Source organism: Massilia rubra (genome assembly GCF_011682065.1).
GTDB classification, from domain to species: domain Bacteria; phylum Pseudomonadota; class Gammaproteobacteria; order Burkholderiales; family Burkholderiaceae_D; genus Telluria_A; species Telluria_A rubra.
Genome location: NZ_VUYU01000002.1, coordinates 365,417 through 391,192, shown reverse-complemented (window position 1 = coordinate 391,192; position 25,776 = coordinate 365,417). Strand labels below are relative to the sequence as shown.

Below are 25,776 nucleotides of genomic sequence, written 5' to 3'. Positions count from 1 at the left end.
CTGAAAAGGAAGTGTATGTCGACATATACGTTTACGGTTAACTTCAAGAGCGGCATCAAGATCGCCACCTACACCACGAATTGCCCCACCCTGTCTGCGGGCCTTTACAACCCCCAGCCCGACGACAAGCTCCAATTCATCTTCAATGACGATGCGTCCGACATACAAGGCGGCAAATTGAGTTCGTCGAAAATGGATGTTCCGGAGAGATCCTCACCATTCTCGGGCGCGGTCGACGGCAGCATGTCGATTGTGAACAATAGCGTAGTGTCCTTCGATGTCACCCAGGGCAGCTGGTGTTTCTACATTAGCTTTTACGCCAAGAACAATGCCGGCAAGTGGGAATTCCACCTCCTGCCCGATCCCGAACTGCAAGTCGGATCGATTCCCAACTAGAAGTGAGAGCGCCGCCCCATTACCGGCGCGCGGCGCTCCACCCTCCCCCTGCTCAATTTCTTTCGATAAACACATCATTGTATTTACACAAAATACCTGCTGTTTCGATATCGAAAAAGTCAGCTTCATGTAAGTTCCAAGCAAGCATCGCGTAAGTTTGGGAGTCCACACTCGGATCCAGCTGGACAAACACGGCTATTCCGATGAAGCAATAACTATATTAAACACGGAGACATAAATGGCAATTACACCTGGCAACGCGATCGACGGGCGCAAGGGGAATCCCGCCGACGCGGGAATGACCAAGGAAGAGCGCAAGGTCATCTTTGCCTCCTCCCTGGGCACGGTATTCGAATGGTATGACTTCTACCTGTACGGCTCACTCGCTCCCATCATCGCCAAGCAATTTTTCGTCGGCGACCCCACCACCACCTTCATTTTCGCGCTGCTCGCCTTCGCCGCCGGCTTCATCGTGCGTCCGTTCGGGGCGCTGGTGTTCGGCCGCCTCGGCGACATGATCGGCCGCAAGTACACCTTCCTGGTCACCATCCTGCTGATGGGCGCCTCGACCTTCATCGTCGGCCTGTTGCCGAGTTACGCGTCGATCGGCATTGCCGCGCCAATCATCCTGGTCAGCCTGCGCATCCTGCAGGGCCTGGCGCTGGGCGGCGAATACGGCGGCGCGGCAACCTACGTGGCCGAGCACGCGCCGCACGGCAAGCGCGGCTTCTTCACCTCGTGGATCCAGACCACCGCGACGATGGGCCTGTTTCTGTCGCTGCTGGTGATCCTGGGCACCCGCACCGCCCTCGGCGAACCCGAGTTCGCGGCCTGGGGCTGGCGCATTCCGTTCCTCGTCTCCGTGCTGCTGCTCGGCGTGTCGGTCTGGATCCGCCTGTCGATGAACGAGTCGCCCGCATTCGCCAAGATGAAAGCCGAAGGCAAGACCTCCAAGGCGCCGCTGTCGGAAGCCTTCCTGCAGCCAAAGAACGCCAAGATCGTGTTCCTCGCCCTGGTCGGCCTGACGATGGGGCAGGCCGTTGTCTGGTACACCGGCCAGTTCTACGCCCTGTTCTTCCTGACCCAGACGCTCAAGGTCGACGGCGCGGTGGCCAACATCCTGATCGCCATTTCGCTGCTGCTGGCCACGCCGTTCTTCATCGTGTTCGGTACGCTGTCGGACAAGATCGGCCGCAAGTGGATCATCCTGGGCGGCTGCGCGATTGCGGCGGTTACCTACTTCCCGATCTTCAAGGGCATCACCCACTACGCCAACCCGGCGCTGGAAGCTGCGCTGCAAAGTTCGCCAGTGGTGGTCGTGGCCGATCCGGCATCGTGCCACTTCCAGTTCAAGCTGACCGGCACCGAAAAGTTCCCATCCTCGTGCGATATCGCCACCGGCATCCTGACGGCGGCATCGGTCAGCTACACGCGTGACGACGCCCCGGCCGGTTCGCTGGCCAAGGTGCGCATCGGCGACAAGGAATTTACCTCCTTCACCGCGGGGATGACGGCCGGTAACCTGGACTTCGACGCCGACAGCAAAGCCAAGGAAAAAACGCTGAAAGCCGATGTCGCCGCGGCGATCAAGGCGGCCGGCTATCCGGCCAAAGCCGACTCGGACCAGATCAACAAGCCGATGGTCGTGCTGCTGCTGTTTATCCTGGTGCTGTATGTGACGGCCGTGTACGGCCCGATTGCGGCCATGCTGGTCGAAATGTTCCCGACCCGCATCCGCTACACCTCGATGTCGCTGCCTTACCATATCGGTAACGGCTGGTTCGGCGGCTTGCTGCCAACCACCGCGTTCGCACTCGTTGCGTACAAGGGCGATATTTACTACGGCCTGTGGTATCCGATTATCGTGGCGCTGGTCACGGTGGTCATCGGTGGCCTGTTTGTCCGCGAAACCAAGGACAACGACATTTACGCCGCCGATTAAGCCATCCGGCTTCACTGATGAAAATGCCGCTCTCGTGAGCGGCATTTTTTTGTCTCACGGCGGCGCAGCGGGGCGCCTGCCATCGAACAGGGTCCACACGCCTTCGTGATGGAACATCCAGACCAGCTTCGAGTCGATGCCGATAATGAAGGTGTCGCTATCGAACATCGCCACCCCATGGCGCCCGGGATAAGCCAGGATGAAGCCGTGCAGCGCGTCACGCTGCACGGCAAACGCCCCCACGCCTTCCCGGTACGATTCGTCGCTCACCACGTACAGCGTTTCGGGCAAAAAGGCGGCGCTGTCGGCCACGGCCTGGAACGCCGGGTCATGCGTGCGGCGCCAGCGCCCGGGCGGCGCCAACTGCTCGATCAGGGCCGAGAACGAGGCGAAGTCCCATCCAAAGGCCGCATTCACGCGCCCCAGCAAAACAGGCAATGTCGTCATCGATGCACTGCCATGCCTAGCTCGCGCAAAGGTAGTTATTCTTCACGCGCACATAATGCTCGGCCGAGTATTTGAGGAAGGCGAGCTCCTCCGGCGTCAGGGCGCGCACTTTCCGTACCGGGCGGCCGACATACAGATAGCCGCTTTCCAGCACTTTGCCCGGCGGGACCAGGCTGCCCGCGCCGACCATCACCCGCGACGAAATGAGGACGTCGTCCATCACGATCGCGCCCATGCCGACCAGGCATTCGTCTTGTATGGTGCAGCCGTGCAGAATGGCGTTATGCCCGATGGTGACGTAGTCGCCGATGACCAGCGGCGAGCCCAGCGGCTTGCCGGGATGCTTGTGCGAGACATGGCACATCACGAAATCCTGGATATTCGAGCAGCGCCCGACCACGATGTGATTGACGTCGCCGCGCACCACCGCATTGCACCAGATCGACGAATCCTCGCCCAGGGTGACGTCGCCGATGACTTGCGCCGACGCGTGGATATAGGTTTGCGCGCCAATGCGCGGGTGCGCGCCGAGATAGGAAGTGAGCGCCATTCAAGCCGCCTTCTGGATCAGCATGGCCATGCGTTGCAGGTCGATATTGCCGCCCGAAACGATCACGCCGACCCGCTTGTTCTTGAAGTCCATGCGGGGATCGAGCGCCACGGCCGCGCCCAGGCATCCGGAGGGCTCCACGGTGATTTTCATGTGGCCGGCAAAAAACGTCATCGCCGCGACCAGTGCGGGGTCCGGCACCGTCAGGATATCGTCCACCCGCGCGCGGATCACGGCAAAGGTATGCTGGCCCAGGTGCTGGGTCTGGGCGCCATCGGCGATGGTGTCGGGCGTGGCGATGTGGACTATCTGGCCGCTGCGAAAACTGCGCTGGCCATCGTCGCCCGCCTCGGGCTCGACGCCCAGCACGCGACAATCGGGGTTCATCGCCTTGGCGGCGGTGGCGCAACCGGACAGCAGGCCGCCGCCGCCCAGCGGCACCAGCAGCACGTCGAGCGGGCCGGCGTCTTCGATCAGTTCCTTGGCGGCGGTGCCCTGCCCGGCCATCACGTGCGCGTGGTCGTACGGCGGAATCAGGGTCAGGCCGTGCTCGGCCGCCAGCGCGTTGCCGATCGCTTCGCGGTCTTCGGTGTATCGGTCGTAGGTGACGACGTCGGCGCCGTAGCCGCGCGTGGCGGCCACCTTGATGGCGGGCGCGTCGCGCGGCATGACGATCACCGCCTTGATGCCCAGCAGTTTGGCCGCCAGCGCGATGCCCTGCGCGTGGTTGCCGGACGAATAGGTCACCACGCCACAGGCGCGCTGCTCGGGCGAAAATTGCGCCAGTGCGTTGTAGGCGCCGCGGATCTTGAAAGCGCCGGTGCGCTGCAGGTTTTCGCACTTGAAGAAAATCTGCGCGCCGGTGCGCTCGTTGGCGCTGCTCGAGGTCAATACCGGCGTGCGGTGGACCGCGCCGGCGATGCGCTCGTGCGCGCGCGCCACGTCGTCGAAGGAAATGGGAAGCTGGATCATGGCGATGGATCTTTCTGTGGAAGATAGGAATACACGGTGGGCCGGGCAACGCCGAGCATGGCCGCCACGACCGCCTGGGCGTTCTTGAGGTCCATCAGGCCGGCGTCGGCTAGTTGCTGCAAGGCCTCGCGCCGCTGCGCAGGCGTGAGCGCGCGCGGGGTTTTGTTGAGGCCGGCGGCAAAGCGTTCGAGGGTGGCGCGCAGCTCGTCCAGGCGCGGCGACGCCAGCGATTCGCGCACGGGGACCACGTCGGCCTGGGTTTGCGCCAGCTGCGACAGGCTGGCGACAACGCTGGCGAGCATCGACACATCGACGTTCAGGCACAGTGCGGCAACATAATCGCCGGCGCTGTTGCGCAAACCGATCGACGTGCTTTTCGCCGGGCGGCCGTCGGGAAACTGGTTGGCGTAGTTCTGCAAGATATCGGGAAAACCGGGATCGGTGATCCGGGCCATGCCGATTTCGGTGGTCGGATCGCCCACTTCGCGCCCGGACAAGCTGTTCGAGATTGCCACGATGGAGGACGCCGGACGAGTCAGGTCGTGCAGCACCACCTCCACCATGGGCGCCAGGGTGCGGCCAAGGGCATCGACAATCTTTTTGCCTTCGCGCAGGAGCAGTTCGTTTTCGGTGAGGTTCATGGCTGACATTATGTCACCACCAAACAAAATGTCAATTCACTTTACCATACCGCAAGGTATTGACGGAAGGGTTGCACTGCCCGTATAGTGACGACCATACCAAAGGGTATGGATCAATCACGCCGCCTGCCATCATAGGATGAAACCATGACAATCTCTTCAGGACATATCGCCGCCGCCACCTTGTTCGTGCTCGGCATTTTGCACATCTTGTTTGGCGTGGCGAAATTCCGGCAAGCCTTGGGCGCGGCCTGGGGCGAAGGCCTGGTCAACCGGTTCGGGGCCACAGACGAGCGCCGACTCGCCTTCTGGTTCATCGCGTTCGGCCCGCCGCTGGTCTTGTGCGGCCACCTTGCCTGGCGCGCCGCCGGCGCCGCCGATGCGGCCAGCCTGGGGCTGGTCGGGATCTACGGCTTCGCGACCGGGGCCGTGGGGATCGTCGCCTTTCCCCGCTCGCCGCTATGGGGATTGGTCGCCGTCTCGGCCGCGCTCATTGCCATTGGCGAGGGTTGGATAGCCTAGCCGGAAGCTACCCTTTGCGCGGCGGCGTCAGCAACTGCACCACGATGCCAATCTCGGCCTCGCTCATCTCCGGCGCGCCAATGGCGGCGTGCCCGATAAAAGCGCAGTAATTCCAGCGCGCAATCACGGGCGCTTGGTCCGCTGGCCAGCCGATATCGGTCAGCAGGTGGGCCACGTAATCGACCCGCTTGCGGTCAACCCGTTCCTGCACCTGCCTGACCTGCTCGTTGGTCATGGACCATGCGCGGATCGCCCTGCCCAGCGTAAACAGATGCGGCGGACCACCCGTGAACAGCTTGCCCAGCTTGCTGCCGACATCCACATCCTCTTGGTCGACAATATCCATCACCTGTTGGGTGTGCACCTGCTCCCACTCTTCCATGAGCGCGGATTGATAATCTTCCAGATTCTTGAAATGCCAGTAAAAACTGCCCTTGGTCACGCCCATCTTTTGCGCGATCGTCATGATGCGCAAACCTTCCGGTCCGTCGTCGGCCAGCGCCTGCAAGCCGGCGCCGAGCCAGCTTTGTCGGTTCTTTTTATCGTCCATGCCGTCATCATACCGAATGGTCTTGGCAACTCCAATGCTTGATGTAAAGCTTGCCATATCTCGCGGTATGGCGAGGGGCAATAATGCGTACCGGACAAGGCGCTTGAGCGACCGTTTGCTGGCCATGGCCGTGCCGTCTTCCGCCCACAGTTCCCACGGACATTCCGCCGTCAGGTGGCATACAGGCGGTCGGCAACCGCTTTCATGCCGTCATCGGGGATGAACTGGTCGGAAACACTCAGGATGGCATACAGGTTGCGCCTGAGCTCATCGGCGGGAAGCGCGCCGTCCCTGAGCGCCGTCTGCAACAAGTGGAGCGCCATATCGGCCAGCAGTATCCGCTGCTTGTCCGCCCACCCCGCTTCACCGCGCGTGGAAGGGTGGCTGCGGTAGGCGGACTCGGTCAAGTCGTGCGCCGTGCGCCCCAACGCGGCAATTTCCTTCTTCATCGCCTCACCCATCGCTCTCAACCCTCTTCGAAATTTGATGATACATTGCAATTTAAGCAGGATACCCTGCTTCCGAACACCTTACATGGATGATAACCGCATGAGCACGATTCATATTCGCCAGGCCGTACTTGCCGATCTTGACGCATTGTCAGTTCTATTCGATGGCTACCGCCAGTTCTACGAACGCGACAGCAATCTGGCGGCTGCGAAGCAGTTTCTGGCGGACCGTTTCAATCACGGCGAATCGGTCTTGTTTATCGCGCATGAAGGCGCCGAACCAGTCGGCTTTGCGCAGTTGTACCCGAGTTTTTCGAGTGTTTCGCTCGGGCGCATCTATATCCTGAATGATTTGTTTGTCAATGAACTGGGGCGTCGCAAGGGCGTCGGCTCCCGGCTTATTGCCGCTTCCGTCGATTTTGCGAAGACGGTGGGGGCAATCCGTCTTGCCCTCTCGACCGCGCACATCAACACCAAGGCGCAAGCGCTGTACGAGGCGACAGGCTGGGAGCGCGACGACGACTTCTTTTATGTCTACACCATTCCTGAGTAAGAGCGCCTGAAAAAACCTGAAGGCAGCGCGATGAGTTGCCTGTCAGGCGCCCTGCTTTCCGATCCGCTTCCAGTACAACAGCGTGCCCGTCAGGCCGCCGTGGGGTTTGAGCGCGTAATCGGGGATTTCTCCGGTCAGCGTGAAGCCATGTTTCTCGTAGAGCCCGGCCGCGCCGCCCTCGCTGGCGGTGTCGAGCACCAGCAAGGTCTTGCCGCGTGCCACGGCAGCGGCCTCGGCGGCGCGCAGCAGGGCCGCCGCGATGCCGCGTCCACGACAGCGCGGCAAGGTCATCATCTTGGCGATTTCCGCGCGATGCGCCTGATTGGGTGGGCAGTCGAGCAGCAAGCTCACTGTGGCCACCAATTGATCGTCCTCGAACGCGCCGAACACGATGCGCTGGCCGTCCGCCGCCGCTTGCAGCGCGCGTCCCCAGAAGAGGCGCGCTTCCGCCAGGGCCAGCGGATGCATGAAGCCGACCGAGCCGCCTTGGGCGACGACGTCGGCAAGCAGTCCGGCAAGGACGTCAATCAATGCCGGGGTGGCCGCGAGTGGGGCAATGTGCATGTTTCAGCTCCTTGAAAGAACGACGAGGTAACGGCAGGTGTCTTCGCCTTCATTGGCAATCGTCACCTCGGACGGCGGGCCGAAGCCGAGGCAGTCGCCGGTTTCCAGTCGATGCTGCTCGCCCCCCTCCAGCACGCTCAAAGGGCCAGCCTGGACCCAGATCGCCTGACGGATATGCGCGTACGACGAGGCCGGCAGCACGACGCGCTGGCCTGGCGGCATGTCGACCTGCACGATTTCGACCGGGTGATCGGGGCGTGCGTAGACTTGCCTGCGCAGGTAGCCGCTGTCCGGGTCGCGCCATAGGGGTTGCTGCGCCGCACGCATGACGCGGCTGGCATCGTCATGGCCTTCGGCGCGCAGCAGCAGGCCGGCCAGGGTCAGGTCGAAGGCGCCGGCCAGCCGCACCAGGATCACCGCCGTCGGGCTGGTTTCTTCGCGTTCGATCTTGCTGATGGTGGCCTTGGCCACGCCGGAGCGGCTGGCGAGATCCGCCAGCGACCAGCCGCGCGCATCACGCTCAAGGCGGATCCGGCGGGCAATCGCAGCGCCCGTTTCGTCTTTTAATGTATCCATTCGTCTACTATAATGGATTTTTTGACGAAAAAGAAGCGGTTTGAGGCGAAAAAATGGCAGCGCCGGAGGTACCGGGGCTGCCTTTTGATGCTTCCAGGAGTTATTATTTATAGCTCAATTGTGTTTTTATGGTTAATATTAAAGTTCTACCATAACCAAGAAGAGGTGATCTCGTGCTCAATATCGACAGTACCGGCTACATTGTCAATGGACGCGTGACGCGTACACCACGCCCCGTCATCGAGCACGGAACTTTAACCAAGGTAAACGGCATCATCGTGCACCAGACTGGTGGCTCGACCGGCGCCTCGAGCTTGAGTAGCTACACCTTGCCAAACGCGAACGGCGCGCATTTTTTGATCGACAAGGACGGATCGATTTATCAGTGCGCGTCGTTGAAAAAGCAGACCTGGCACGTTGGTAAGCTTAAAGCGCGCTGTGTCGCCGAGCACCGTTGCAGCCCGAAAGAGTTCAAGTACAATCCAACGGCCGAAAATAAAAGGGAAATGAAGAAGGAGGTGCCTCAGCGCTACCCCTCCAACGAGGACAGCGTCGGGATTGAGATTGTTGGCGCCGCCAAGAAGGATGTCTATGAAGCGGTCAATGCGGAACAGAATGCGTCGCTTAAATGGCTGGTCGCCGAGCTGAGTTCGACCTTGGGCGTACCCATGACCGAGGTATTCCGGCACCCGGATGTATCGCGCAAGAACGAGACTGAAGCCTCAACCGCATCATGGTAATCGCTCCCCTCCTCTTCGCGTTAGCGGCAAGCGCGTCTGTAGCGACGGCCGACGGTTCAGGTACCGAACCGAAGATGCGCAATGCGCATCTTGCGCCGATCACCACGGTCACCATCGAGAACAATGGTGCGACGTCCCCGGCGTCCAAAGAGCCTGCGGAGCAGTGCGCAGATTTCAAACTCAGCTCGCAGGAAGTCCGAAAGTACATCGGCAAGGCCGCCGAAGTTGCCGAACACGATTACTTGCATATGCTCGACTGGTCGCCCTGCCACGCGAGCGGCAAGGTCACCTTTAAAGGCGGCGTCACGGGTACCTGGGAGATCCAGCAGTATCGCGCTGGGTCGCTGAAGCTGAGCAATGGCCGAACCGTCTACCTGTATTGCCCGCAATGCAAGGCGAAAGCATTCCCGGCCGTGGAGAAATGACGCCAGGTTTCTCTATCAGTGACGTACGCGATGCGGGCAGACTCGCGGCAACTCCTTAATCGAGATATGGCCGCCCGCATCGATGATGCCTCCTCACACCTCCACTCCTGGACACCATGAACCTCCCCCGAAACACGACCTCGACCAAAGCCCGCGCTGTGCCCATGCCCAGCAACACCGTGCTAGCGCCGCTTTACGCGAACGCGAACCTGTTGGACGCCTTTGCCATTGACCTGCCTGTGGGGGCCAGCGATGATCTGGAGGTGCTGGCACGCATCGCGTTAGAGCGCCAGGCGTGGTGGATTCGTGCGCTCTTGCGGGTCCGCGATGTGGCGATGACGACAGTCGGCGTCGCATCGTCGCGCGCCGTCGGTCTTGCCGGCGCGGCGCGTGGACCGGTGATCGGCTTCTTGCCGCTGCTGTCAAAGAGCGCGACGGAGGTAATCCTGGGCGCGGATGACCGGCATCTCGACTTCCGCGTCACCATCCAGCTTCGCGCCGATCCGGCACATGGTCGCGAGCTGCTCGCGGGCACGGTGGTGCATTGCCATAACAGACTGGGACGTATCTATCTTGCGACGATTGCGCCGTTTCATCGCGTGATTATGCGGGCGAATCTGGAAAGGGCCGTAAGAGAAATGAGGACTTGAGCATGCATTGGCACTAAGAATGAAGAGAACCACCAAGCTTATCTATTGCGTTGCGATTTGCCTGTCTTTCACATCTTGTGGAATCAAAGAGGAAAATCTCCTGATGGACAAGCGTACTGCAGTGTTTTGTCATGTTCCTTTTGATGTCGCAACATCTATCGGGATGAAGATATCGAATTTTTCTCAGTCGTGTGCATATATCGGGCAACTTGGTGTTCAGGATAAGAAATATCTGGAAATATTGGAATTGATCAAAAAAGCCAAGCCTGGGCCATTCATCGATGACGGTATCAGGGTCAAAATTACCGTTCCAGATTCCGACGTCATCTATATCGACGATGACGGCGGCGTGATCATGGGGGCGACGCGGGTCAAAATGGATCAGGATGGCTTTGCGCGAGTCAAAAAAATAGTCACGAAAATGGCCAAGGAGAGCGGGCTTTCAGTGGACTAGAGCGGCCAATAAAAAGGCAGCGCCGGATTACCGGGGCTGCCTTTTTATCGGGATAACGCTTGATCAGCTGTTGAAGCCCTTGCCTTCGGCAGCCAGGCGCACCATCAGCGGCGCCGGTTTCCAGGCGTCGCCATGGCGGCCCTTGGCGTATTTCTCCATCGCCATGAGCACATTCGCCAGGCCGACCGTGTCGGCATAGAACATCGGACCGCCACGGAACACGGGGAAGCCGTAGCCGGTCAGGTAGACCATGTCGATGTCCGATGCGCGCATGGCAATGCCTTCTTCCAGGATCTGCGCGCCTTCGTTGACCAGCGAATACACCAGGCGTTCGACGATTTCTTCATCGCTGATCTTGCGCCGTTCGACGCCGATATCGGCCGAATGCTTGACGATCATGTCGTTCACATCCTGCGAGGCATAGGCCTTGCGGTCGCCCGCCTTGTAGTCGTACCAGCCGGCGCCGGTTTTCTGGCCATAACGGCCCATTTCGCACAGCAGGTCGGCGGTTTTCGAGTACGTAATCTCTGGCGACTCCACATAGCGGCGCTTGCGGATGTACCAGCCGATATCGTTGCCGGCCAGGTCGCCCATGCGGAACGGGCCCATGGCAAAGCCGAACTTTTCGACGGCTTTATCGACCTGTTCCGGCAAGCAGCCCTCTTCCAGCAAGAAACCGGCCTGGCGGCTGTACTGTTCGATCATGCGATTGCCGATGAAGCCGTCGCACACGCCCGATACCACGCCGGTCTTGCGCAGCTTTTTCGACAGCGCCAGCGTGGTGGCCAGCACGTCCTTGCCGGTTTTGGCGCCACGCACGATTTCGAGCAGCTTCATGACGTTGGCGGGGCTGAAAAAGTGCGTGCCGACCACGTCCTGCGGACGGCTGGTGAAGTCGGCGATCTTGTTCACGTCCAGGGTCGAGGTGTTCGACGCCAGGATCGCGCCCGGCTTCATGACCGCGTCGAGTTGCTTGAACACCGATTCCTTCACGCCCATGTCTTCGAACACGGCTTCGACCACGATGTCGGCCTGGGCGATGTCGGCATAGTTCAGCGTGCCGCTGATGAGGCCGACGCGCTGTTCGAACTTCTCTTGTGTCAGCTTGCCCTTTTTCATCGTGTTTTCGTAGTTCTTGCGGATCGTGGCAATGCCTTTGTCGAGCGCTTCCTGCTTGGTTTCGAGCAGGATGACCGGGATGCCGGCGTTGACGAAATTCATGGCGATGCCGCCGCCCATGGTGCCGGCGCCGATGATGGCGGCCTGCTTGATCTCGCGGGTCGGCGTGTCGGCCGGCACGTCGGGAATCTTGCTGGCGAGGCGTTCGGCGAAGAAGGCGTGGCGCAAGGACTTCGATTCCGGCGTCTGGATCAGGTGCAGGAAGCGTTCGCGTTCGAACTTGATGCCGTCTTCAAACTTCTTCGTGACCGAGGCTGCGACAGTCTCGACGCATTCCAGCGGCGCCGGGAACGCGCCCGACATGGCCTTGACGGTATTGCGCGAAAATTGCAGGAACGCTTCGTGGTTCGGGTAGTTGACTTTGCGGTCGCGCACGCGCGGCAGCGGACGCACGTCGGCGACCTTGTTGGCGAAGGCCACGGCCGCGTCGATCAGGTTGGCGTCGGAGGCGAAGACTTCGTCGAACAGCGCGGTGCCGGCGAACTTTTCCGACGGCACAGGCGTGCCGGAGACAATCATGTTCAGGGCCATTTCGAGGCCAACCACACGCGGCAGGCGCTGGGTGCCGCCGGCGCCCGGCAGCAGGCCGAGCTTGACTTCCGGCAGGGCGATTTGCGCGCCCGGCATGGCGACACGGTAGTTGCAGCCGAGGGCCAGTTCGAGGCCGCCGCCCATGCAGACCGTGTGGATGGCCGCGACGACCGGCTTGGTCGAGCTTTCGGCGACCTGGATCAGCGAATGCAGCGACGGTTCGGTAAGGGCCTTGGGCGAATTGAATTCCTTGATGTCGGCGCCACCGGAAAACGCCTTGCCGGCGCCGGTGATGACGATCGCCTTGACGGCGTCGTCCGCCAGCGCGCGGCGAATGCCGGCGACCGCGGCGGTACGCGTCTCAAGGCCCAGTCCATTGACCGGTGGATTGTTCAGTGTGATGACGGCAACGCTGCCATTGACCAGGTATTCGGCGCTCATGTCTCTTCCTTTGTTAGTGGGTTCAGCAGTCTTCGACTATACATCATAATAGAACGGTCGTATTATTTTTTGTGAGGGGTTTCCGGCGAAGGGCGGGCAGTATTGTATGAGCTTAGGTGCTATGGGTTACTGCGGGGGCGCCGAGCCCTGCGCGGGAAGGACGGAGGTCTGCTGTGACCACCACCCTTAAGACCGTCGTTCCCGCGCAGGCGGGAACCCAGTTCCGTCGCGCCCCCTACACTTCCAGCCATTCCTTCCGTACCCCCGCATCCGCCTTCAACTCCTGCGGCGTCCCCTCAAACACAATCGCCCCATGCCCCATCACATACACCCGCTGCGAAATCTCCAGCGCAATGGCCAGTTTTTGCTCCACCAGCAGCACCGAAATCCCCTTTTCCTTCAGCGCCAGCAAATACTCGGCCACCAGCGCCACGATCTTCGGCGCCAGGCCCTCGGTCGGTTCATCAATCATGATCAAGTCCGGATCGCCCATCAAACTCCGGCACAAGGTCAGCATCTGCTGCTCCCCGCCCGACAAAAAACCGGCCGCCACGGTGCGCCGTTCCAGCAAGCGCGGGAACATCTTGTACATATCGTCCAGCGACCAGCGCCCCACCGCACCCGTCTTCTTCTGCCCCAGGATCAGATTCTGCTCCACCGTCAAGGTGGGAAAAATATCGCGATTTTCCGGCACATACGCCAGCCCTTTATGCGCGATCTGGAATGCCTTCAAGCCCAGCACTTGCTCGCCCTTGAACAGCACCGAGCCGGTCGCATTGACCTGCCCCATCACCGCCTTGACCAGGGTGGAGCGCCCCACCCCATTCCTCCCCAGCAGGGAAACAATCTCGCCCTTGCCGATCTGCAGATCGACGCCGTGCAGAATATGTCCCTTGCCATAAAACGCGTGCAGGTTCTTAATCTCCAGAATGGCGCTCATGCGGCTTCCTCGCTGCCTTCGTGGCCCAGGTAGGCCGCCTGCACCGCCGCATTCGAGCGGATATTGGCCGGGGTATCGCAGGCGATGACCTCGCCATACACCAGCACCGCGATCTTATCGGCCAGCCCGAACACCACGCTCATATCGTGCTCCACCATCACCAGCGATTTGCCGACCGTGACCTTGCGGATCAATTCGACCGCCGCATCGGACTCGGACCGGCTCATGCCGGCGGTCGGCTCGTCGAGCAGGATCACATCGGCCCCGCCGGCAATGGTGATGCCGATTTCCAGTGCGCGCTGTTCGGCATAGGTCAGCACCCCGGCCAGCACCTTGCGCTGGCGCTGCATGCCGATCTGCTCCAATACCTGTTCCGCGCGCTCGTGGGCGTCGCGCAGCCCGTTCAGGCGCTGCCAGAACGAGTATCTATACCCGAGCGACCACAATACCGCGCAGCGCAGGTTTTCGTACACCGACAGCTTGTCGAACAGATTACTGATCTGGAAGCTGCGTGATAATCCCAGGCGGTTGATTTCGAACGGCCGCAAGCCGCTGATACTGTTCCCGTTGAGGCAGATATCGCCCGAGCTGATTGGAAAACGACCCGATACCAAATTGAACAAGGTCGATTTACCCGCCCCGTTCGGCCCGATCACGGCGCAGCGCTCGCCTTTTTGCACGGTCAGGTTCGCGCCCCGGATAATTTCGGAACGACCAAAACTCTTGCGCACGTCTTTCAATTCAAGTGCGGCGGTCGTCATGCGACACCTCCGCGCTGTTGGGCCACGATTTCTGCATTGACGTCACTCCAGACTGCGTCATATCCCGGCTGGAAGCGCCGGTAGCCAACAATGCCCGCCAGCAGGAACGCGCCGGCCACCAGCCACGGCCCGACCGTTCTGGTGTCGATCGCCTGCCCGAAACGGGTCATGACGCTGCCATTGGCCGCGTCCAGGGTGAGGTGATACAGCATCTCGATGCCCATCACCAAGCCCACCATTCCGACCAGCGCGCAGGCGCTTACCGCCAGCAAGGGCTTCCAGATGCGTCCGAACTTGCGCGCCCCCGCCACCCGCAGCAGCAGCAAAATCAGGCTCGACAGCCCCGCCGGGGCATAGCGCACCAGCAAGATAAAGAACAGGCCCAGGTACAGTTGCCAGGCCGGCGTGAAGTCCGACAACATCACCGAAAAGAACACGCCGACGATGGTGCCGAGCAAGGGGCCGAAGAAGAATCCAATCCCGCCGATGAATACGAACAGCAAGATGCTGCCCGAGCGGATGGCGCTGACGTTCTCGGCGCTGACGATCTCGAAGTTGATCGCCGACAGCCCACCCGAGATGCCGGCGAAGAAGGCGGACAGGATCAGGGTCAGGTAGCGTACCCACTGGGTGTCGTAGCCGATGAATTCGACCCGTTCCGGATTGTCGCGCACGGCGTTGGCCATGCGCCCGAGCGGCGTTTGCGTGAAGGCGAACATGGCGACCGTGCTGACGAACAGCCACGCGGCAATGAGGTAGTACACCTGCACCTGCGGCCCGTAGGTCAGGCCCATGAAGGCTTGGCCACGCACGCGGTTGGTGGTGATGCCGCCCTCACCGCCAAAAAAGCCGGGAAACATCAGCGAACAGGCAAACAGCAGTTCCACCAGGCCCAGGGTAATCATGGCGAAGGTGGTGCCGGATTTCTTGGTCGTCACATAGCCGAACAGTACGCCAAAAGCCATGCCGGCCACGCCGCCCACCAATGGAATGAGCGAGGTCGGCACCAGCGCGCCGATGCCGCTGCTGTTCATGGCATGGATGGCAAAGAAGGCGCCCAGGCCGGAATAGACGGCGTGGCCGAACGACAGCATGCCGCCTTGCCCCAGCAACATGTTGTAGGACAGGCCGAAAATCATGACCGTGCCGATCTGGGACAGGATCGACAGCGCCGCTCCCTTGGAAAAGATCAGCGGCGCCAGCACCAGCAGCAGCGCAAAGCCGCCCCAGACGAGATAGCGGCCCAGGTTCAGCGGGGTGTAGGTGAGCCTCATTCGCGCGTCCCCATCAAGCCTTTTGGGCGGAAAATCAGGATCAATACCAGCAGCAGGAACGGCAGGATGGCCGCACTCTGCGAGATGGTCAGCTTGAGCACCTCGTAGCCGGGCGTGTCCGTGGTGATGTTGGCGCCCAGGCCGTTGAACAGGCTCATCAGTGAATAATCGAGCGCCACGGCAAAAGTTTGCAGCACGCCAATCAGGATCGAGGCATAAAACGCCCCGGCCAGCGAGCCCATGCCGCCGACCACGACCACCACGAAGATAATGCTGCCGACCGTGGCCGCCATGCCCGGTTCGGTCACAAATGCGTTGCCGCCGATCACGCCCGCCAGCCCGGCCAGCGCGCAACCGCCGCCGAACACCCACATGAAGATGCGCGGCACGTTATGGCCAAGCGCCTCGACCGCGTCCGGATGGCTGAGCGCCGCCTGGATCACCAGCCCGACCCTGGTGCGCGTGAGTACAAGGTAAATACCGGCCAGCATCGAGAGGGCAACGAGCATCATGAAGCCGCGATACATCGGGAAACTGGTCGAAAACAGGGTGAACAGCGGGCCGTCGAGTTCCTTCGGGATCGGATACGGCACCGCCGCCCTGCCCCAGATCAGCTGGACCAGCTCGACCACCAGGAAGGACAAGCCGAAGGTAAACAGCAGTTCCGGAATATGCCCGAATTTATGCAGCGGGCGCAGGCCGTAGCGCTCGACCAGCGCGCCGATCAGGCCGACCGCGACGGGCGCAAGCACCAGCGCCGGCCAGAATCCGAGCACGCTGCTGATGGTATAGGCGATGTAGGCGCCGAGCATGTAGAAACTGGCGTGCGCAAAGTTGAGCACGCCCATCATGCTGAAGATAAGGGTCAGTCCGGACGAGAGCATGAACAGCAGCAATCCGTAACTGATCCCGTTCAGCAGGGTGAACAGTGTAAATTCCATAGGTGTGATCAGGTTGGGTGGGCGTGCGGGCTCCACCGTGGTCGGAAACGCGAAGGTGGTGGACACGCGCGCCGCAACTACCGGAACCGGACCCGTCCACCCTGCAGTCTTGCCGGGACCGGGCCGCCGGCTTGTGGCCGGACGGCGCATCCCGCAGCCGGAGCGCTGCTTAAGCCCCGGGCCGCTTCATCTGGCAGGAAGTCGGCTGGTTCGCCAGGTAGGCGTCGATCTTCTTGTCCATTCTCCAGCCGTAGCCGGTATTTTCCTGATCGTACTTGATGTCCTTGCCGTTGGTCTTGGTCCAGGTGCCGATGTACAGCGGCTGCTGCAACTGGTGGTCGACCTTGTTCATGATGACTTCGCCATTGATGCTGTTGAACTTGGCGCCTTCCATGGCGAACGCCACTTTGACCGGGTCGGTGGTCTTGGCGGTCTTGATGGCCTGGGCCAGCATGCCGATGCCGCTGTGGGTCTGGGCGGCGTAGTAATCGTCGTTGTATTTCTTCTTGAACGCTTCGACGATGTCCTTGCCGAGGAACTTGTCGTTGTTGACCATCCAGTTGCCGACGATCTTGACGCGATCGGCGCCGGCCGCGCCCATGGCGGTCGGCACGCCCGTGGTGACGCCGTAGTAGGTGTAGAAATTGGCCTTGAGATCGGCATCTTTGGCGGCGCGGATCAAGAGGGCCAGGTCGGCGCCCCAGTTGCCGGTGATGACGGTGTCGGCCCCGGACGCCTTGATCTTGGCGATGTACGGCGAGAAATCCTTGACCTGGGCGATCGGGTGCAGGTCGTCGCCGGCGATCTTGATGTCCGGACGCTTGCGTTTCAGGTATTCCTTGGCGGCGCGGCTGACGGCCTGGCCGAAAGCATAGTTCTGGCCGATGATGTAGACGCTTTTGATGTCCTTGTTGGGCGCCATGTAGGAGGTCAGCGCCTCCATTTTCATGTCGGAATTGGCGTCGAAGCGAAAGTGCCAGAAGCTGCACTTGCTGTTGGTCATGTCCGGATCGATGGCCGCGTAGTTGAGGTACACGATTTCCTTGCCCGGATTGCGCTCGTTATGCTTGTTGATGGCGTCGAGCAGGGCCAGGCCGACGCCGGAGCCGCTGCCCTGGGTGATGTAGCGGTACCCTTGGTCGATGACGGTTTTGAGCAGGGTGAGCGACTCCTGGGGGCTGCCTTTGTTGTCGAAGCCGACCACCTCGAGTTTATGCTCGCCGGCCCATTTTTGCTGGGTGGCCATGTCGGCGATCAACTGGAAGCTTTTCAGCTGGTTCTGCCCGACCGGCGCGAAAGGCCCCGACAGAGGGTCGATGTAGGCGATCTTCACGGTTTCGGCCTGGGCCGCAGCCGACAGCAATGCAAACGAAACAGCCAGTGTCAACGGGCGAATAGTCTTGATCATGCGTCTCCATCCTTCTCTATTGTCTATGCGGGTCTGATGCCCTTGCAGCGAGTGCTGCCCATCCTGATGCTGAAAACCTCTTGTTAAGTGTTAATCGTATTACGCCCACCGGTATCAATAACGTCGGCCCCGCGCAGGAGCGCTGTCTCAAAACGCTAAAATCACCGCTAGGCGGTAGACTCTTATCCGTCATTCCCGCGCAGGCGGGAATCCCATTCCGTGGCATAGCAGCGAACTTGGATTCCCGCCTGCGCGGGAATGACGGTGCTGGAGGCGGTGGTAGTCGTTGAGCGCTTCCCTTTTGAAATAGCCGCCTTCGCGGGGACGACGTTTTGGGGGTAGCGTCTTAACTCAAACCACCGGTAACTGATGCGCCTTGAACTGATCGCGCAGCTTGTTCTTTTGAATCTTGCCGGTCGCTCCCATCGGTAGCGCCTCGATGAACACCACATCGTCCGGCATCCAGAACTTGGCGATCTTGCCTTCAAAAAACGCCAGCATCTCTCCCCGCGTCACTTCCATCCCTGGACGTTTGACCACCAATAACAGCGGACGTTCATCCCATTTCGGGTGCGCGATGCCGATACATGCCGCCTGCAGCACCGCCGGATGCGACATGGCGATATTTTCCAGGTCAATCGTGCCGATCCACTCGCCGCCGGACTTGATCACATCCTTGCTGCGGTCGGTAATCTGCATGTAGCCGTCGGCGTCGATGGTGGCCACGTCGCCGGTCGGAAACCAGCCATCCTGGAGTACGTCGCCGCCTTCGTTCTTGAAGTAGCTCTTGATGATCCACGGGCCTTTGACCAGCAAATGGCCGTAAGTACTGCCATCCCACGGCAACTCCGTACCGGCGTCGTCGACGATTTTCATGTCCACGCCGTAGATCGCATGCCCCTGCTTCTGCAAAATCTTGCGCTGGGCATCTTTCGGCAAGCTCAAATGCCTGGTCTGCAAGCCGCCCGCGGTGCCCAGCGGCGACATTTCGGTCATGCCCCAGGCGTGGATGACTTCCACATTGAACTTGTCGATCAAGGTGTCCATCATCGCCGGCGGACAGGCCGAGCCGCCGATGACCGTGCGCCGGAACGTGCTGAACTGCAGCTGATTCTGGAGCGCATAATTGATCAGGCCCAGCCAGACGGTCGGCACGCCGGCCGAGAACGTGACCTTTTCAGCTTCGAACAGCTCGTATAGCGACTTGCCGTCCAGCGCCGCGCCCGGATAGACCATCTTCGCGCCCGACAGCAGTACCGAATACGGCAAGCCCCACGCATTGACGTGGAACATCGGCACCACCGGCAGCACGGTGTCGGCCGACGACACGTTGAGCGCATTCGGCATCGCGGAACCATACGCGTGCAGCACGGTCGAACGATGCGAGTACAAGGCTCCCTTGGGGTTGCCCGTGGTGCCGGACGTGTAGCACAGCGAAGCGGCCGAGTTTTCGTCGAACAGCGGCCAGGTGTAATCGGCTGAACTGCTCGAAATCAAGTCTTCATAGCACAGCAACTGGGCAATCTTTGTCTCGGCGGGCATGTGCTCTCGCCCGGCCATGAGGATGAACGCCTTGACCGTCTTGCAGTGGGCGGCCACGGCTTCGATCAGCGGCAGGAAGGTCAGGTCGAAGAACAGATATTGGTCTTCGGCGTGGTTGGCGATGTAGGCGATCTGTTCCGGATGCAGGCGCGGGTTGACCGTATGCAGCACGGCGCCCGATCCGGACACCGCGTAATACAGTTCCATGTGGCGGTAGCCGTTCCAGGCCAGGGTGGCGACCCGGTCGCCGAGCTGGACGCCCAGGCCGGTGAGTGCGTTGGCCATCTGGCGCGCGCGCCGGTGGCAGTCGCTGTAGGTGTAGCGGTGGATATCGCCTTCGACCCGGCGCGAAACGATTTCGGTGCTGCCGTAGTGCCTTGCCGCGAATTCGATAATGCTGGAGATGAGCAAAGGCTGGTCCATCATTTGCCCCATCAGTGGGCTCATCGGGTAAGACGTCATCAATACTCCTGTCATTACATTGCGGCTGCGCTCCGGCAACCGTTGACTTAGTTTCGTACGACCGTGCTAAAACAGTCAATCATTTTCGATGGTGCAGCGCATCCAGACCGGATGGTCCAGTGGTCGGGCGAAGTGTGGTACGTTGATCGGAATACGATCCAGCCCGACACTTGTCGAAACGCTGCGGCGCGCTCGATGCCCAACCCCTTATTGCCGTCTCGGTAGAAATGCAATGCTTGACCTACAAAAAGAGGATGAATCATGAAAAAGATAATTGGCGCCGCCCTTACCTTGGCTTGTACGAGTGCGTTCGCGCAAGGCCCGCACGCCATGCCTCGCCCGGCACAAGGCGGCACCGACCGCGTGCTGCTGGTCGACCCCAATCAGATGCCGCTTCCGCCGCCGCCCGGGCAATCGCATCAGATGCAGCGCAGCGCCATGATCAAGGCGGAAGACGGCTTCAGCGCTGTCAAAAAGTCGCCCGAGGAGGTACGCAAGTTCATGAACGAGCTGAAGGTGGTCAAAGGGCGCCAGTCGAGCGCCGCGGAAGCGGCCGCGTTTGTCGAGACAGTCAAGTCCGGAAGGCCGATCCCGACCACGCCCATCGTCGTCAACAGCGTAGGAGACCTGAAGGTAGGCTTCCATGCTGCGACCGTGCGTAGCGGCAAGCTTATCGGGGCGACGCCCCAGGGCACGATCGTCAATGGCAAATGGACCGGCATCGAGCGCTACTTCCATATCGAAGGCAGTGGCTACTGGCGCGTATCCGAAATGGACCTGGCCGCGTCGGGTGGCATGTTTTACATGAACAAAGCGGCGGTCAATACGACCGTGGCTGGCAAACCGGCCATCTCTCTTGTGCTGACCGACGATCAGGGCCGAAGACTCGAGGAAGTACTCTGGGTGAATGGCGGAACGCTTTACAAAGTTACTTACGCGCCTGACCAGCACGCCGGCCACGACGGGAAAAAGATCAATTCCGCGATCAGCGCAGTTTCCCTGGCGGCGGAACTTCAATGATCATGGCTGGCCGCAAGCTCGGTCGATGAGCAGTTGACGCCACTGTCGCCTGGATGCTCGTCAATGTCGTTGACGGCGATGATAGCGTGCATGACCGGCCAAAAAACAGCCGGTACGGTAGAATTCCGCTATTGTTTTCACCCCTTTACCGCGACTGGATCTGCCATTAACGTTGATGACTTGCCGCTGGACAATTCGTTTGCCGGATTGCCTCCCGCTTTCTACACCCGGCTGATGCCCACGCCGCTGCCAGCGCCCTACTTCGTGGCCGCCAGCGCGCGCGCCGCCGCCCTGGTGGGCCTGGACCCGGCCTTGCTCGAGCAGGACGACTTCGTCGCCACCTTCACCGGCAACCACGTCCCGCCGCGCGCCAAGCCGCTCGCCGCCGTCTATTCCGGCCACCAGTTCGGGGTTTGGGCCGGCCAGCTCGGCGACGGCCGCGCCATCCTGCTCGGCCAGCTCGCCGGTCCGCAAGGTCCGATGGAACTGCAACTCAAGGGCGCAGGCAAAACCCCGTACTCGCGCATGGGCGACGGACGCGCCGTGCTGCGCTCGTCGATCCGCGAATTCCTGTGTTCCGAAGCAATGGCCGCGCTCGGCATCCCCACCACCCGCGCGCTGGTGGTCACCGGTTCCGACCAGGGCATCCTGCGCGAAACGGTCGAGAGCGCCGCCGTGGTCACCCGCATGGCCCCCAGCTTCGTGCGCTTCGGCTCCTTCGAGCACTGGTCCTCGCGCGACAAGCCCGAGGAACTGCGCATCCTGGCCGATTACGTCATCGCCACGTTCTACCCGGAACTGGCCGGCGCGCCCAATCCCTACCAGGCCCTGCTGAAAGAAGTCACCCGACGCACCGCGCACATGATTGCGCACTGGCAAGCGGTTGGCTTCATGCATGGCGTGATGAACACCGACAATATGTCGATCCTCGGCCTGACGCTCGACTACGGCCCGTTCGGCTTCATGGACGCATTCGACTCCGAGCACATCTGCAACCACACCGACCAGCAGGGCCGCTATTCCTACGCCAACCAGCCGCAGGTAGGCCACTGGAATTGCTATGCGCTGGCGCAAGCGCTGCTGCCGCTGATCGGCAGCGTGGAAGAAGCCGAGGAGGCGCTGGCGGTGTATCAGCCCGCCTTTGCCGGCAAGATCGACGAACTGCTGCGCGCCAAGCTGGGCCTGGCGACCGGGCAAGATGACGATGCGCAACTGTTCGACGCCATGTTTACCTTGATGCACGCCAATCACGCCGACTTCACCCTGTTCTTCCGCAAGCTCGGCACGCTGCGCCTGGACGCGCCGGACCAGGACGCGCCGCTGCGCGACATGTTCATCGCGCGCGAAGATTTCGACGCCTGGGCGCTGCGCTACCGCGCCCGCCTGCGCCTGGAAAACAGCGTCGACCCCGAACGCAAGCTTGCAATGGACCGGGTCAACCCAAAGTATGTATTGCGCAATTACCTGGCCCAGGCCGCCATCGAAAAAGCGCAGGACAAGGATTTTTCCGAAGTGGCGCGGCTGCTGGCCGTGCTGGAGCATCCATTCGACGAACAACCCCATAACGATCACTATTGCGCGTTGCCGCCCGACTGGGCGAGCCACCTGGCAGTGAGCTGTTCTTCCTGAAAGCAATCATCATGTCCGATAAAGTCACCAAAACCGACGCCGAATGGCGTGCCATGCTCGATCCGATGGAGTACGAGGTCACGCGCCACGCGGCCACCGAACGCGCCTTCACCGGCAAATTCTGGGACCACCACGAGCACGGCATCTACACCTGCGTGTGCTGCGAGACGCCGCTGTTCGCCTCCGACGCCAAGTTCGATTCCGGCTGCGGCTGGCCAAGCTACTTCACCGCGCTCGACCCGGCCAATGTGATCGAAAAAACCGACCGCACGCATGGTATGCTGCGCACCGAGATTATTTGCGCGGTCTGTGACGCGCATCTCGGCCACGTGTTTCCGGACGGCCCACCGCCAACCGGATTGCGTTATTGCATCAATTCCGCGTCGCTGCGCTTCGACCCAACCTGATCCACGAATAACAATATGAAATTTCTGTTCGACTTTTTCCCCATCCTGCTGTTCTTCGGCGTCTTCAAACTGGCCGAGATCAACCAGCAGGCATCGTTCGCCATCGCCACCAAGTTCTTGGGCGGACTCGTCGCGGGTGGGACCATCAAGCCGGACCAGGCGCCGATCATGATCGCCACCGTGGTCGCGATCGTCGCCACCACCTTGCAGCTGGTCTACCTGAAGCTGCGCGGCCGCAAGATCGACGCCATGCTGTGGGTATCCTTCCTGATCATCACCATCTTCGGCAGCATGACCATCTACTTCCACGACGATGTGTTCATCAAGTGGAAACCGACCATCATCTACTGGGTGTTCGCGCTGGTGATGTGCGTGGCGCAGTTCGGCTTCGGCAAGAACCTGATGCGCCAGGCGATGGAAGCGCAGATCAAGCTGCCCGAGCCGGTCTGGAAAAACGTCGGCCTGTCGTGGATGGTGTTCTTCTTCGTGCTCGGCGTGATCAACCTGGTCGCCGCGTTTGTCATTTTCAAAGGCAACACCAGCGGCTGGGTGAGCTTCAAGCTGTTCGGCATCAACGGCCTGCTGTTTGTTTTCATCATCGTCCAGACCCTGATGCTGTCGAAGTACATTGAAGCGGAGGAACAAGCATGAACCAGTCAACCCGACCCGAGCGCATCCGCGCGCAACTGACCGCCGCCCTGGCGCCGAGCGTGCTCGAGCTGACCGACGAATCGGCCTTGCATGCAGGCCACGCCGGGGCCGCTTCCGGAGGCAGCCACTTCCGCCTGAAGATCGTTTCAGCGCGTTTCGAGGGGCTCAGGCTCGTCATGCGACATCGACTCGTGTATGATTCCGTGCACGATATGATGCACAATGAGATACACGCACTGGCCATCACCGCACTGGCGCCGTCCGAGCTGTGAACCGTGCGCTTTCAGAGCGCCTTAAGAAATCTGTCCGACAATTGAACGTAAAGTAAAAAAACTAATCTAATCTTTGTCCAAGTAACCATCCCCGAACAGGAACGAATAATGACCTTTAAGCCAGCCCGCTTGCTGTTAGCACTGATCGCCGTTGCCGCCATGCCTGCCTTTGCGCAGAACGTTGCTGTTGTCAACGGCAAGCCCATTCCTTCGGCCCGCGTCGATGCAGTCGTCAAGCAAGTTGTCGCCCAAGGCCAACAGCCCGATTCCCCACAGCTGCGCGAGATGGTCAAGAAAGACCTGATCGCCCGCGAAGTGATGATGCAAGAAGCCGTCAAGAAGGGTTTCGAGAAAGACGCCACCGTCAAGCAGCAGCTCGAGAGCGCGCGCCAGACCATCGTCATCAACGCCCTGGTGCGTGACTTCGTGAGCAAGAACGCCGTCAGCGACGCCGACATCAAGGCCGAATACGATCGCTACAAGTCGCAGGCCGGCGACAAGGAATACCATGTCCGCCATATCCTGGCCGAGAACGAAGCCGACGCCAAGGCCATCATCGCCAAGCTCAAGGGCGGCGCCAAGTTCGAAGACCTGGCCAAGACCTCCAAGGACAGCGGCACCGCCAACAATGGCGGCGACCTCGACTGGGCACTGCCATCGTCGTTCCCGAAAGAATTCAGCGACGCCTTCGTCAGCCTGAAAAATGGCCAGGTCGGCGATAACCCGGTGCAAACGCCAGCCGGTTTCCACGTCATCAAGCTCGACGACACCCGTGCGGCAAAACTGCCGGCGTTCGACGAAGTCAAGCCGCAGATCGCCGATTCGCTGCAGCAGAAGAAGCTGCAAGCCTACCAGGATGACATGGTCAAGAAAGCGTCGGTCAAATAGACCGGTGCACGGCGCACGATTGCCGCGCCGCACGCGTGCGCCGGCTCGCTGGACTGATTGGCGGTATGATCCCGTCCAGCCGCTTACTTTTGTATTGATAAAGGATCCAAGATAATGATGTTGAAGCCTGCCCGCCTGTTGTTAGCCCTGCTCGCGCTCGCCGCCGCGCCTGCGTTCGCGCAAAATATTGCTACCGTCAACGGTAAAGGCATTCCTGCCGCCAAGGTAGACCAAGTCGTCAAGCAAGTCGTTGCCCAAGGCAAGCAAACCGATTCCCCGCAACTGCGCGAAGCCATCAAGAAAGACCTGATCGGCCGCGAAGTCATGATCCAGGAAGCCGACAAGCAAGGCTTCGGCATCCGTCCTGAAGTCAAGTCCGCGCTCGAAAACGCGCGCCAGAGCATCATCATCAACGCGATGCTGGCTGACTACGTGAAAAAGAACCCGGTCAAGGATCCCGAGATCAAGGCCGAGTACGACAAGTTCAAAGCCACGATGGGCGACAAGGAATACCACGCCAAGCACATCCTGGTGCCAACCGAAGAAGAAGCCAAGGCCATCATCGCCAAGCTGAAAACCGGCAGCAAGTTCGAAGACCTGGCCAAGGCCTCGTCGAAAGACGGCTCGGCCGCCAACGGTGGCGATCTGGATTGGGCGAGCCCGGCCGGTTACGTGCCTGAGTTCTCGAAAGCCATGGTTGCCCTGCAAAAAGGCGCCATCACCGACACCCCGGTCAAGACGCAGTTCGGTTACCACGTCATCAAGCTGGAAGATACCCGTACGGCCAAGATTCCACCGATGGAAGAAGTCAAACAGCAAATCGCCGAACAGCTGCAACAGCGCAAGCTGCAAGCGTTCCGCGAAGACCTGATGAAGAAAGCGTCGATCAAGTAATTCCTGGTCTGCCTCTCTGAGAAAAGCGCATCGTCCGATGCGCTTTTTTTACGCCTGTTGCAAAGGCAAGGCGCCGGCGGACGGTTTACGCAACATGCCAACACA

General features: G+C 60.7%; 30 protein-coding genes. 15 read left to right on the top strand and 15 right to left on the bottom strand.

Going from position 1 to position 25,776, the window contains the following annotated elements; translation table 11 throughout:
* Nucleotides 1-15 precede the first annotated feature (15 nt).
* Complete coding sequence (locus F0185_RS04410) at nucleotides 16-396, top strand: hypothetical protein (protein WP_167221924.1); 381 nt, start codon at nucleotides 16-18, stop codon at nucleotides 394-396.
* Between the two features lie 238 nt (nucleotides 397-634).
* Nucleotides 635-2,338, top strand: coding sequence for an MFS transporter (locus tag F0185_RS04405; RefSeq protein WP_167221922.1), 1,704 nt, complete (start codon nucleotides 635-637; stop codon nucleotides 2,336-2,338).
* Nucleotides 2,339-2,392: 54 nt separating this feature from the next.
* Here F0185_RS04405 and F0185_RS04400 read toward each other — a convergent pair whose 3' ends face one another.
* The 4 genes from F0185_RS04400 to F0185_RS04385 are packed head-to-tail and all read right to left on the bottom strand — an operon-like array spanning nucleotide 2,393 to nucleotide 4,948.
* A complete protein-coding gene (locus tag F0185_RS04400; protein WP_167221920.1) occupies nucleotides 2,393-2,785 on the bottom strand; it encodes a hypothetical protein in 393 nt (130 codons plus the stop codon).
* A gap of 16 nt (nucleotides 2,786-2,801) precedes the next feature.
* Complete coding sequence (locus tag F0185_RS04395; RefSeq protein ID WP_167221918.1) at nucleotides 2,802-3,335, bottom strand: gamma carbonic anhydrase family protein; 534 nt, start codon at nucleotides 3,333-3,335, stop codon at nucleotides 2,802-2,804.
* Nucleotides 3,336-4,307, bottom strand: coding sequence for a threo-3-hydroxy-L-aspartate ammonia-lyase (locus F0185_RS04390; RefSeq protein ID WP_167221917.1), 972 nt, complete (start codon nucleotides 4,305-4,307; stop codon nucleotides 3,336-3,338). It abuts the gene before it with no gap.
* Nucleotides 4,304-4,948, bottom strand: a complete 645-nt coding sequence (locus F0185_RS04385; protein ID WP_167221915.1) for a helix-turn-helix transcriptional regulator — start codon at nucleotides 4,946-4,948, stop codon at nucleotides 4,304-4,306. The genes F0185_RS04390 and F0185_RS04385 overlap by 4 nt, the downstream gene beginning before the upstream one ends.
* A gap of 147 nt (nucleotides 4,949-5,095) precedes the next feature.
* Here F0185_RS04385 and F0185_RS04380 point away from each other — a divergent pair, with 147 nt between their 5' ends.
* A complete protein-coding gene (locus F0185_RS04380; protein WP_167221913.1) occupies nucleotides 5,096-5,470 on the top strand; it encodes a DUF6463 family protein in 375 nt (124 codons plus the stop codon).
* Nucleotides 5,471-5,477: 7 nt separating this feature from the next.
* On the opposite strand, the gene F0185_RS04375 is transcribed toward F0185_RS04380, so the two are convergent.
* Together F0185_RS04375 and F0185_RS04370 are read right to left on the bottom strand one after the other, a co-directional pair.
* Nucleotides 5,478-6,020: a TetR/AcrR family transcriptional regulator gene (locus F0185_RS04375; protein ID WP_166898353.1), complete on the bottom strand. Its 543-nt coding sequence runs from the start codon at nucleotides 6,018-6,020 to the stop codon at nucleotides 5,478-5,480.
* A 170-nt stretch (nucleotides 6,021-6,190) separates the two neighbouring features.
* Nucleotides 6,191-6,469 carry a hypothetical protein gene (locus F0185_RS04370; protein WP_223164445.1) on the bottom strand — a complete coding sequence of 93 codons (279 nt, stop codon included), beginning with the start codon at nucleotides 6,467-6,469 and terminating at the stop codon, nucleotides 6,191-6,193.
* A gap of 100 nt (nucleotides 6,470-6,569) precedes the next feature.
* Between F0185_RS04370 and F0185_RS04365 the strand changes: the two genes are divergently transcribed.
* On the top strand, nucleotides 6,570-7,022 hold the full coding sequence (locus F0185_RS04365; RefSeq protein ID WP_167221909.1) for a GNAT family N-acetyltransferase: 453 nt from the start codon (nucleotides 6,570-6,572) through the stop codon (nucleotides 7,020-7,022).
* Between the two features lie 42 nt (nucleotides 7,023-7,064).
* On the opposite strand, the gene F0185_RS04360 is transcribed toward F0185_RS04365, so the two are convergent.
* Together F0185_RS04360 and F0185_RS04355 are read right to left on the bottom strand one after the other, a co-directional pair.
* A complete protein-coding gene (locus tag F0185_RS04360) occupies nucleotides 7,065-7,586 on the bottom strand; it encodes a GNAT family N-acetyltransferase (RefSeq protein WP_167221908.1) in 522 nt (173 codons plus the stop codon).
* A 3-nt stretch (nucleotides 7,587-7,589) separates the two neighbouring features.
* Nucleotides 7,590-8,162 (bottom strand): helix-turn-helix domain-containing protein, encoded by a 573-nt coding sequence (locus tag F0185_RS04355; RefSeq protein ID WP_167221906.1) that lies wholly within the window; start codon nucleotides 8,160-8,162, stop codon nucleotides 7,590-7,592.
* Between the two features lie 173 nt (nucleotides 8,163-8,335).
* Here F0185_RS04355 and F0185_RS04350 point away from each other — a divergent pair, with 173 nt between their 5' ends.
* From F0185_RS04350 to F0185_RS04335, 4 genes are all read left to right on the top strand, one after another.
* Nucleotides 8,336-8,902 carry a peptidoglycan recognition protein family protein gene (locus F0185_RS04350; protein ID WP_167221904.1) on the top strand — a complete coding sequence of 189 codons (567 nt, stop codon included), beginning with the start codon at nucleotides 8,336-8,338 and terminating at the stop codon, nucleotides 8,900-8,902.
* Nucleotides 8,896-9,327 (top strand): hypothetical protein, encoded by a 432-nt coding sequence (locus tag F0185_RS04345; protein WP_167221903.1) that lies wholly within the window; start codon nucleotides 8,896-8,898, stop codon nucleotides 9,325-9,327. Before F0185_RS04350 ends, F0185_RS04345 begins: the two co-directional genes overlap by 7 nt.
* Nucleotides 9,328-9,443: 116 nt before the next feature.
* Nucleotides 9,444-9,977, top strand: coding sequence for a DUF2867 domain-containing protein (locus tag F0185_RS04340; protein WP_167221901.1), 534 nt, complete (start codon nucleotides 9,444-9,446; stop codon nucleotides 9,975-9,977).
* A 103-nt stretch (nucleotides 9,978-10,080) separates the two neighbouring features.
* Nucleotides 10,081-10,431: a hypothetical protein gene (locus F0185_RS04335; RefSeq protein ID WP_167221899.1), complete on the top strand. Its 351-nt coding sequence runs from the start codon at nucleotides 10,081-10,083 to the stop codon at nucleotides 10,429-10,431.
* A gap of 63 nt (nucleotides 10,432-10,494) precedes the next feature.
* Here the strand turns inward: F0185_RS04335 and F0185_RS04330 are convergent, their stop codons facing one another.
* The 7 genes from F0185_RS04330 to F0185_RS04300 all read right to left on the bottom strand — a co-directional run bounded on the left by F0185_RS04330 (nucleotide 10,495) and on the right by F0185_RS04300 (nucleotide 19,910).
* The gene (locus tag F0185_RS04330) at nucleotides 10,495-12,582 is read right to left on the bottom strand and encodes a 3-hydroxyacyl-CoA dehydrogenase NAD-binding domain-containing protein (RefSeq protein ID WP_167221897.1); all 2,088 of its coding nucleotides are present in this window, start codon (nucleotides 12,580-12,582) and stop codon (nucleotides 10,495-10,497) included.
* Nucleotides 12,583-12,817: 235 nt separating this feature from the next.
* Nucleotides 12,818-13,522 carry an ABC transporter ATP-binding protein gene (locus tag F0185_RS04325; RefSeq protein ID WP_187362434.1) on the bottom strand — a complete coding sequence of 235 codons (705 nt, stop codon included), beginning with the start codon at nucleotides 13,520-13,522 and terminating at the stop codon, nucleotides 12,818-12,820.
* Nucleotides 13,519-14,283 carry an ABC transporter ATP-binding protein gene (locus F0185_RS04320; protein WP_167221895.1) on the bottom strand — a complete coding sequence of 255 codons (765 nt, stop codon included), beginning with the start codon at nucleotides 14,281-14,283 and terminating at the stop codon, nucleotides 13,519-13,521. The genes F0185_RS04325 and F0185_RS04320 overlap by 4 nt, the downstream gene beginning before the upstream one ends.
* On the bottom strand, nucleotides 14,280-15,557 hold the full coding sequence (locus F0185_RS04315) for a branched-chain amino acid ABC transporter permease (RefSeq protein ID WP_167221893.1): 1,278 nt from the start codon (nucleotides 15,555-15,557) through the stop codon (nucleotides 14,280-14,282). Before F0185_RS04315 ends, F0185_RS04320 begins: the two co-directional genes overlap by 4 nt.
* Nucleotides 15,554-16,498, bottom strand: a complete 945-nt coding sequence (locus F0185_RS04310; protein WP_166898017.1) for a branched-chain amino acid ABC transporter permease — start codon at nucleotides 16,496-16,498, stop codon at nucleotides 15,554-15,556. The genes F0185_RS04315 and F0185_RS04310 overlap by 4 nt, the downstream gene beginning before the upstream one ends.
* A 169-nt stretch (nucleotides 16,499-16,667) precedes the next feature.
* Nucleotides 16,668-17,906, bottom strand: a complete 1,239-nt coding sequence (locus tag F0185_RS04305; RefSeq protein ID WP_167221891.1) for a branched-chain amino acid ABC transporter substrate-binding protein — start codon at nucleotides 17,904-17,906, stop codon at nucleotides 16,668-16,670.
* Between the two features lie 351 nt (nucleotides 17,907-18,257).
* Complete coding sequence (locus F0185_RS04300; protein WP_167221889.1) at nucleotides 18,258-19,910, bottom strand: 3-(methylthio)propionyl-CoA ligase; 1,653 nt, start codon at nucleotides 19,908-19,910, stop codon at nucleotides 18,258-18,260.
* A gap of 261 nt (nucleotides 19,911-20,171) precedes the next feature.
* Here F0185_RS04300 and F0185_RS04295 point away from each other — a divergent pair, with 261 nt between their 5' ends.
* From F0185_RS04295 to F0185_RS04265, 7 genes are all read left to right on the top strand, one after another.
* Nucleotides 20,172-20,930 carry a hypothetical protein gene (locus F0185_RS04295; RefSeq protein WP_167221887.1) on the top strand — a complete coding sequence of 253 codons (759 nt, stop codon included), beginning with the start codon at nucleotides 20,172-20,174 and terminating at the stop codon, nucleotides 20,928-20,930.
* A gap of 90 nt (nucleotides 20,931-21,020) precedes the next feature.
* Nucleotides 21,021-22,559, top strand: a complete 1,539-nt coding sequence (locus F0185_RS04290) for a protein adenylyltransferase SelO (RefSeq protein WP_167221885.1) — start codon at nucleotides 21,021-21,023, stop codon at nucleotides 22,557-22,559.
* Between the two features lie 11 nt (nucleotides 22,560-22,570).
* Nucleotides 22,571-22,966, top strand: a complete 396-nt coding sequence (gene msrB / locus F0185_RS04285) for a peptide-methionine (R)-S-oxide reductase MsrB (protein WP_167221883.1) — start codon at nucleotides 22,571-22,573, stop codon at nucleotides 22,964-22,966.
* Nucleotides 22,967-22,981: 15 nt separating this feature from the next.
* A complete protein-coding gene (locus F0185_RS04280; protein WP_167221881.1) occupies nucleotides 22,982-23,617 on the top strand; it encodes a septation protein A in 636 nt (211 codons plus the stop codon).
* Nucleotides 23,614-23,889 carry a BolA family protein gene (locus F0185_RS04275; RefSeq protein ID WP_167221879.1) on the top strand — a complete coding sequence of 92 codons (276 nt, stop codon included), beginning with the start codon at nucleotides 23,614-23,616 and terminating at the stop codon, nucleotides 23,887-23,889. The genes F0185_RS04280 and F0185_RS04275 overlap by 4 nt, the downstream gene beginning before the upstream one ends.
* 108 nt (nucleotides 23,890-23,997) lie before the next feature.
* Entirely contained in the window at nucleotides 23,998-24,777 is a 780-nt protein-coding gene (locus tag F0185_RS04270; RefSeq protein WP_167221877.1) for a peptidylprolyl isomerase, read from the top strand.
* 114 nt (nucleotides 24,778-24,891) lie between these two features.
* Nucleotides 24,892-25,671 (top strand): peptidylprolyl isomerase, encoded by a 780-nt coding sequence (locus F0185_RS04265; protein ID WP_167221875.1) that lies wholly within the window; start codon nucleotides 24,892-24,894, stop codon nucleotides 25,669-25,671.
* The last annotated feature ends 105 nt before the right edge of the window (nucleotides 25,672-25,776 follow it).

Excerpts from the sequence above, each read along its gene's own strand:
- F0185_RS04410 (WP_167221924.1), top strand. The coding sequence starts at position 16 with ATGTCGACATATACGTTTACGGTTAACTTCAAGAGCGGCATCAAGATC.
- F0185_RS04405 (WP_167221922.1), top strand. The coding sequence starts at position 635 with ATGGCAATTACACCTGGCAACGCGATCGACGGGCGCAAGGGGAATCCC.
- F0185_RS04400 (WP_167221920.1), bottom strand. The coding sequence starts at position 2,785 with ATGACGACATTGCCTGTTTTGCTGGGGCGCGTGAATGCGGCCTTTGGA.
- F0185_RS04395 (WP_167221918.1), bottom strand. The coding sequence starts at position 3,335 with ATGGCGCTCACTTCCTATCTCGGCGCGCACCCGCGCATTGGCGCGCAA.
- F0185_RS04390 (WP_167221917.1), bottom strand. The coding sequence starts at position 4,307 with ATGATCCAGCTTCCCATTTCCTTCGACGACGTGGCGCGCGCGCACGAG.
- F0185_RS04385 (WP_167221915.1), bottom strand. The coding sequence starts at position 4,948 with ATGAACCTCACCGAAAACGAACTGCTCCTGCGCGAAGGCAAAAAGATT.
- F0185_RS04380 (WP_167221913.1), top strand. The coding sequence starts at position 5,096 with ATGACAATCTCTTCAGGACATATCGCCGCCGCCACCTTGTTCGTGCTC.
- F0185_RS04375 (WP_166898353.1), bottom strand. The coding sequence starts at position 6,020 with ATGGACGATAAAAAGAACCGACAAAGCTGGCTCGGCGCCGGCTTGCAG.
- F0185_RS04370 (WP_223164445.1), bottom strand. The coding sequence starts at position 6,469 with ATGAAGAAGGAAATTGCCGCGTTGGGGCGCACGGCGCACGACTTGACC.
- F0185_RS04365 (WP_167221909.1), top strand. The coding sequence starts at position 6,570 with ATGAGCACGATTCATATTCGCCAGGCCGTACTTGCCGATCTTGACGCA.
- F0185_RS04360 (WP_167221908.1), bottom strand. The coding sequence starts at position 7,586 with ATGCACATTGCCCCACTCGCGGCCACCCCGGCATTGATTGACGTCCTT.
- F0185_RS04355 (WP_167221906.1), bottom strand. The coding sequence starts at position 8,162 with ATGGATACATTAAAAGACGAAACGGGCGCTGCGATTGCCCGCCGGATC.
- F0185_RS04345 (WP_167221903.1), top strand. The coding sequence starts at position 8,896 with ATGGTAATCGCTCCCCTCCTCTTCGCGTTAGCGGCAAGCGCGTCTGTA.
- F0185_RS04340 (WP_167221901.1), top strand. The coding sequence starts at position 9,444 with ATGAACCTCCCCCGAAACACGACCTCGACCAAAGCCCGCGCTGTGCCC.
- F0185_RS04335 (WP_167221899.1), top strand. The coding sequence starts at position 10,081 with ATGGACAAGCGTACTGCAGTGTTTTGTCATGTTCCTTTTGATGTCGCA.
- F0185_RS04330 (WP_167221897.1), bottom strand. The coding sequence starts at position 12,582 with ATGAGCGCCGAATACCTGGTCAATGGCAGCGTTGCCGTCATCACACTG.
- F0185_RS04325 (WP_187362434.1), bottom strand. The coding sequence starts at position 13,522 with ATGAGCGCCATTCTGGAGATTAAGAACCTGCACGCGTTTTATGGCAAG.
- F0185_RS04320 (WP_167221895.1), bottom strand. The coding sequence starts at position 14,283 with ATGACGACCGCCGCACTTGAATTGAAAGACGTGCGCAAGAGTTTTGGT.
- F0185_RS04315 (WP_167221893.1), bottom strand. The coding sequence starts at position 15,557 with ATGAGGCTCACCTACACCCCGCTGAACCTGGGCCGCTATCTCGTCTGG.
- F0185_RS04310 (WP_166898017.1), bottom strand. The coding sequence starts at position 16,498 with ATGGAATTTACACTGTTCACCCTGCTGAACGGGATCAGTTACGGATTG.
- F0185_RS04305 (WP_167221891.1), bottom strand. The coding sequence starts at position 17,906 with ATGATCAAGACTATTCGCCCGTTGACACTGGCTGTTTCGTTTGCATTG.
- F0185_RS04300 (WP_167221889.1), bottom strand. The coding sequence starts at position 19,910 with ATGACGTCTTACCCGATGAGCCCACTGATGGGGCAAATGATGGACCAG.
- F0185_RS04295 (WP_167221887.1), top strand. The coding sequence starts at position 20,172 with ATGAAAAAGATAATTGGCGCCGCCCTTACCTTGGCTTGTACGAGTGCG.
- F0185_RS04290 (WP_167221885.1), top strand. The coding sequence starts at position 21,021 with ATGACCGGCCAAAAAACAGCCGGTACGGTAGAATTCCGCTATTGTTTT.
- msrB (WP_167221883.1), top strand. The coding sequence starts at position 22,571 with ATGTCCGATAAAGTCACCAAAACCGACGCCGAATGGCGTGCCATGCTC.
- F0185_RS04280 (WP_167221881.1), top strand. The coding sequence starts at position 22,982 with ATGAAATTTCTGTTCGACTTTTTCCCCATCCTGCTGTTCTTCGGCGTC.
- F0185_RS04275 (WP_167221879.1), top strand. The coding sequence starts at position 23,614 with ATGAACCAGTCAACCCGACCCGAGCGCATCCGCGCGCAACTGACCGCC.
- F0185_RS04270 (WP_167221877.1), top strand. The coding sequence starts at position 23,998 with ATGACCTTTAAGCCAGCCCGCTTGCTGTTAGCACTGATCGCCGTTGCC.
- F0185_RS04265 (WP_167221875.1), top strand. The coding sequence starts at position 24,892 with ATGATGTTGAAGCCTGCCCGCCTGTTGTTAGCCCTGCTCGCGCTCGCC.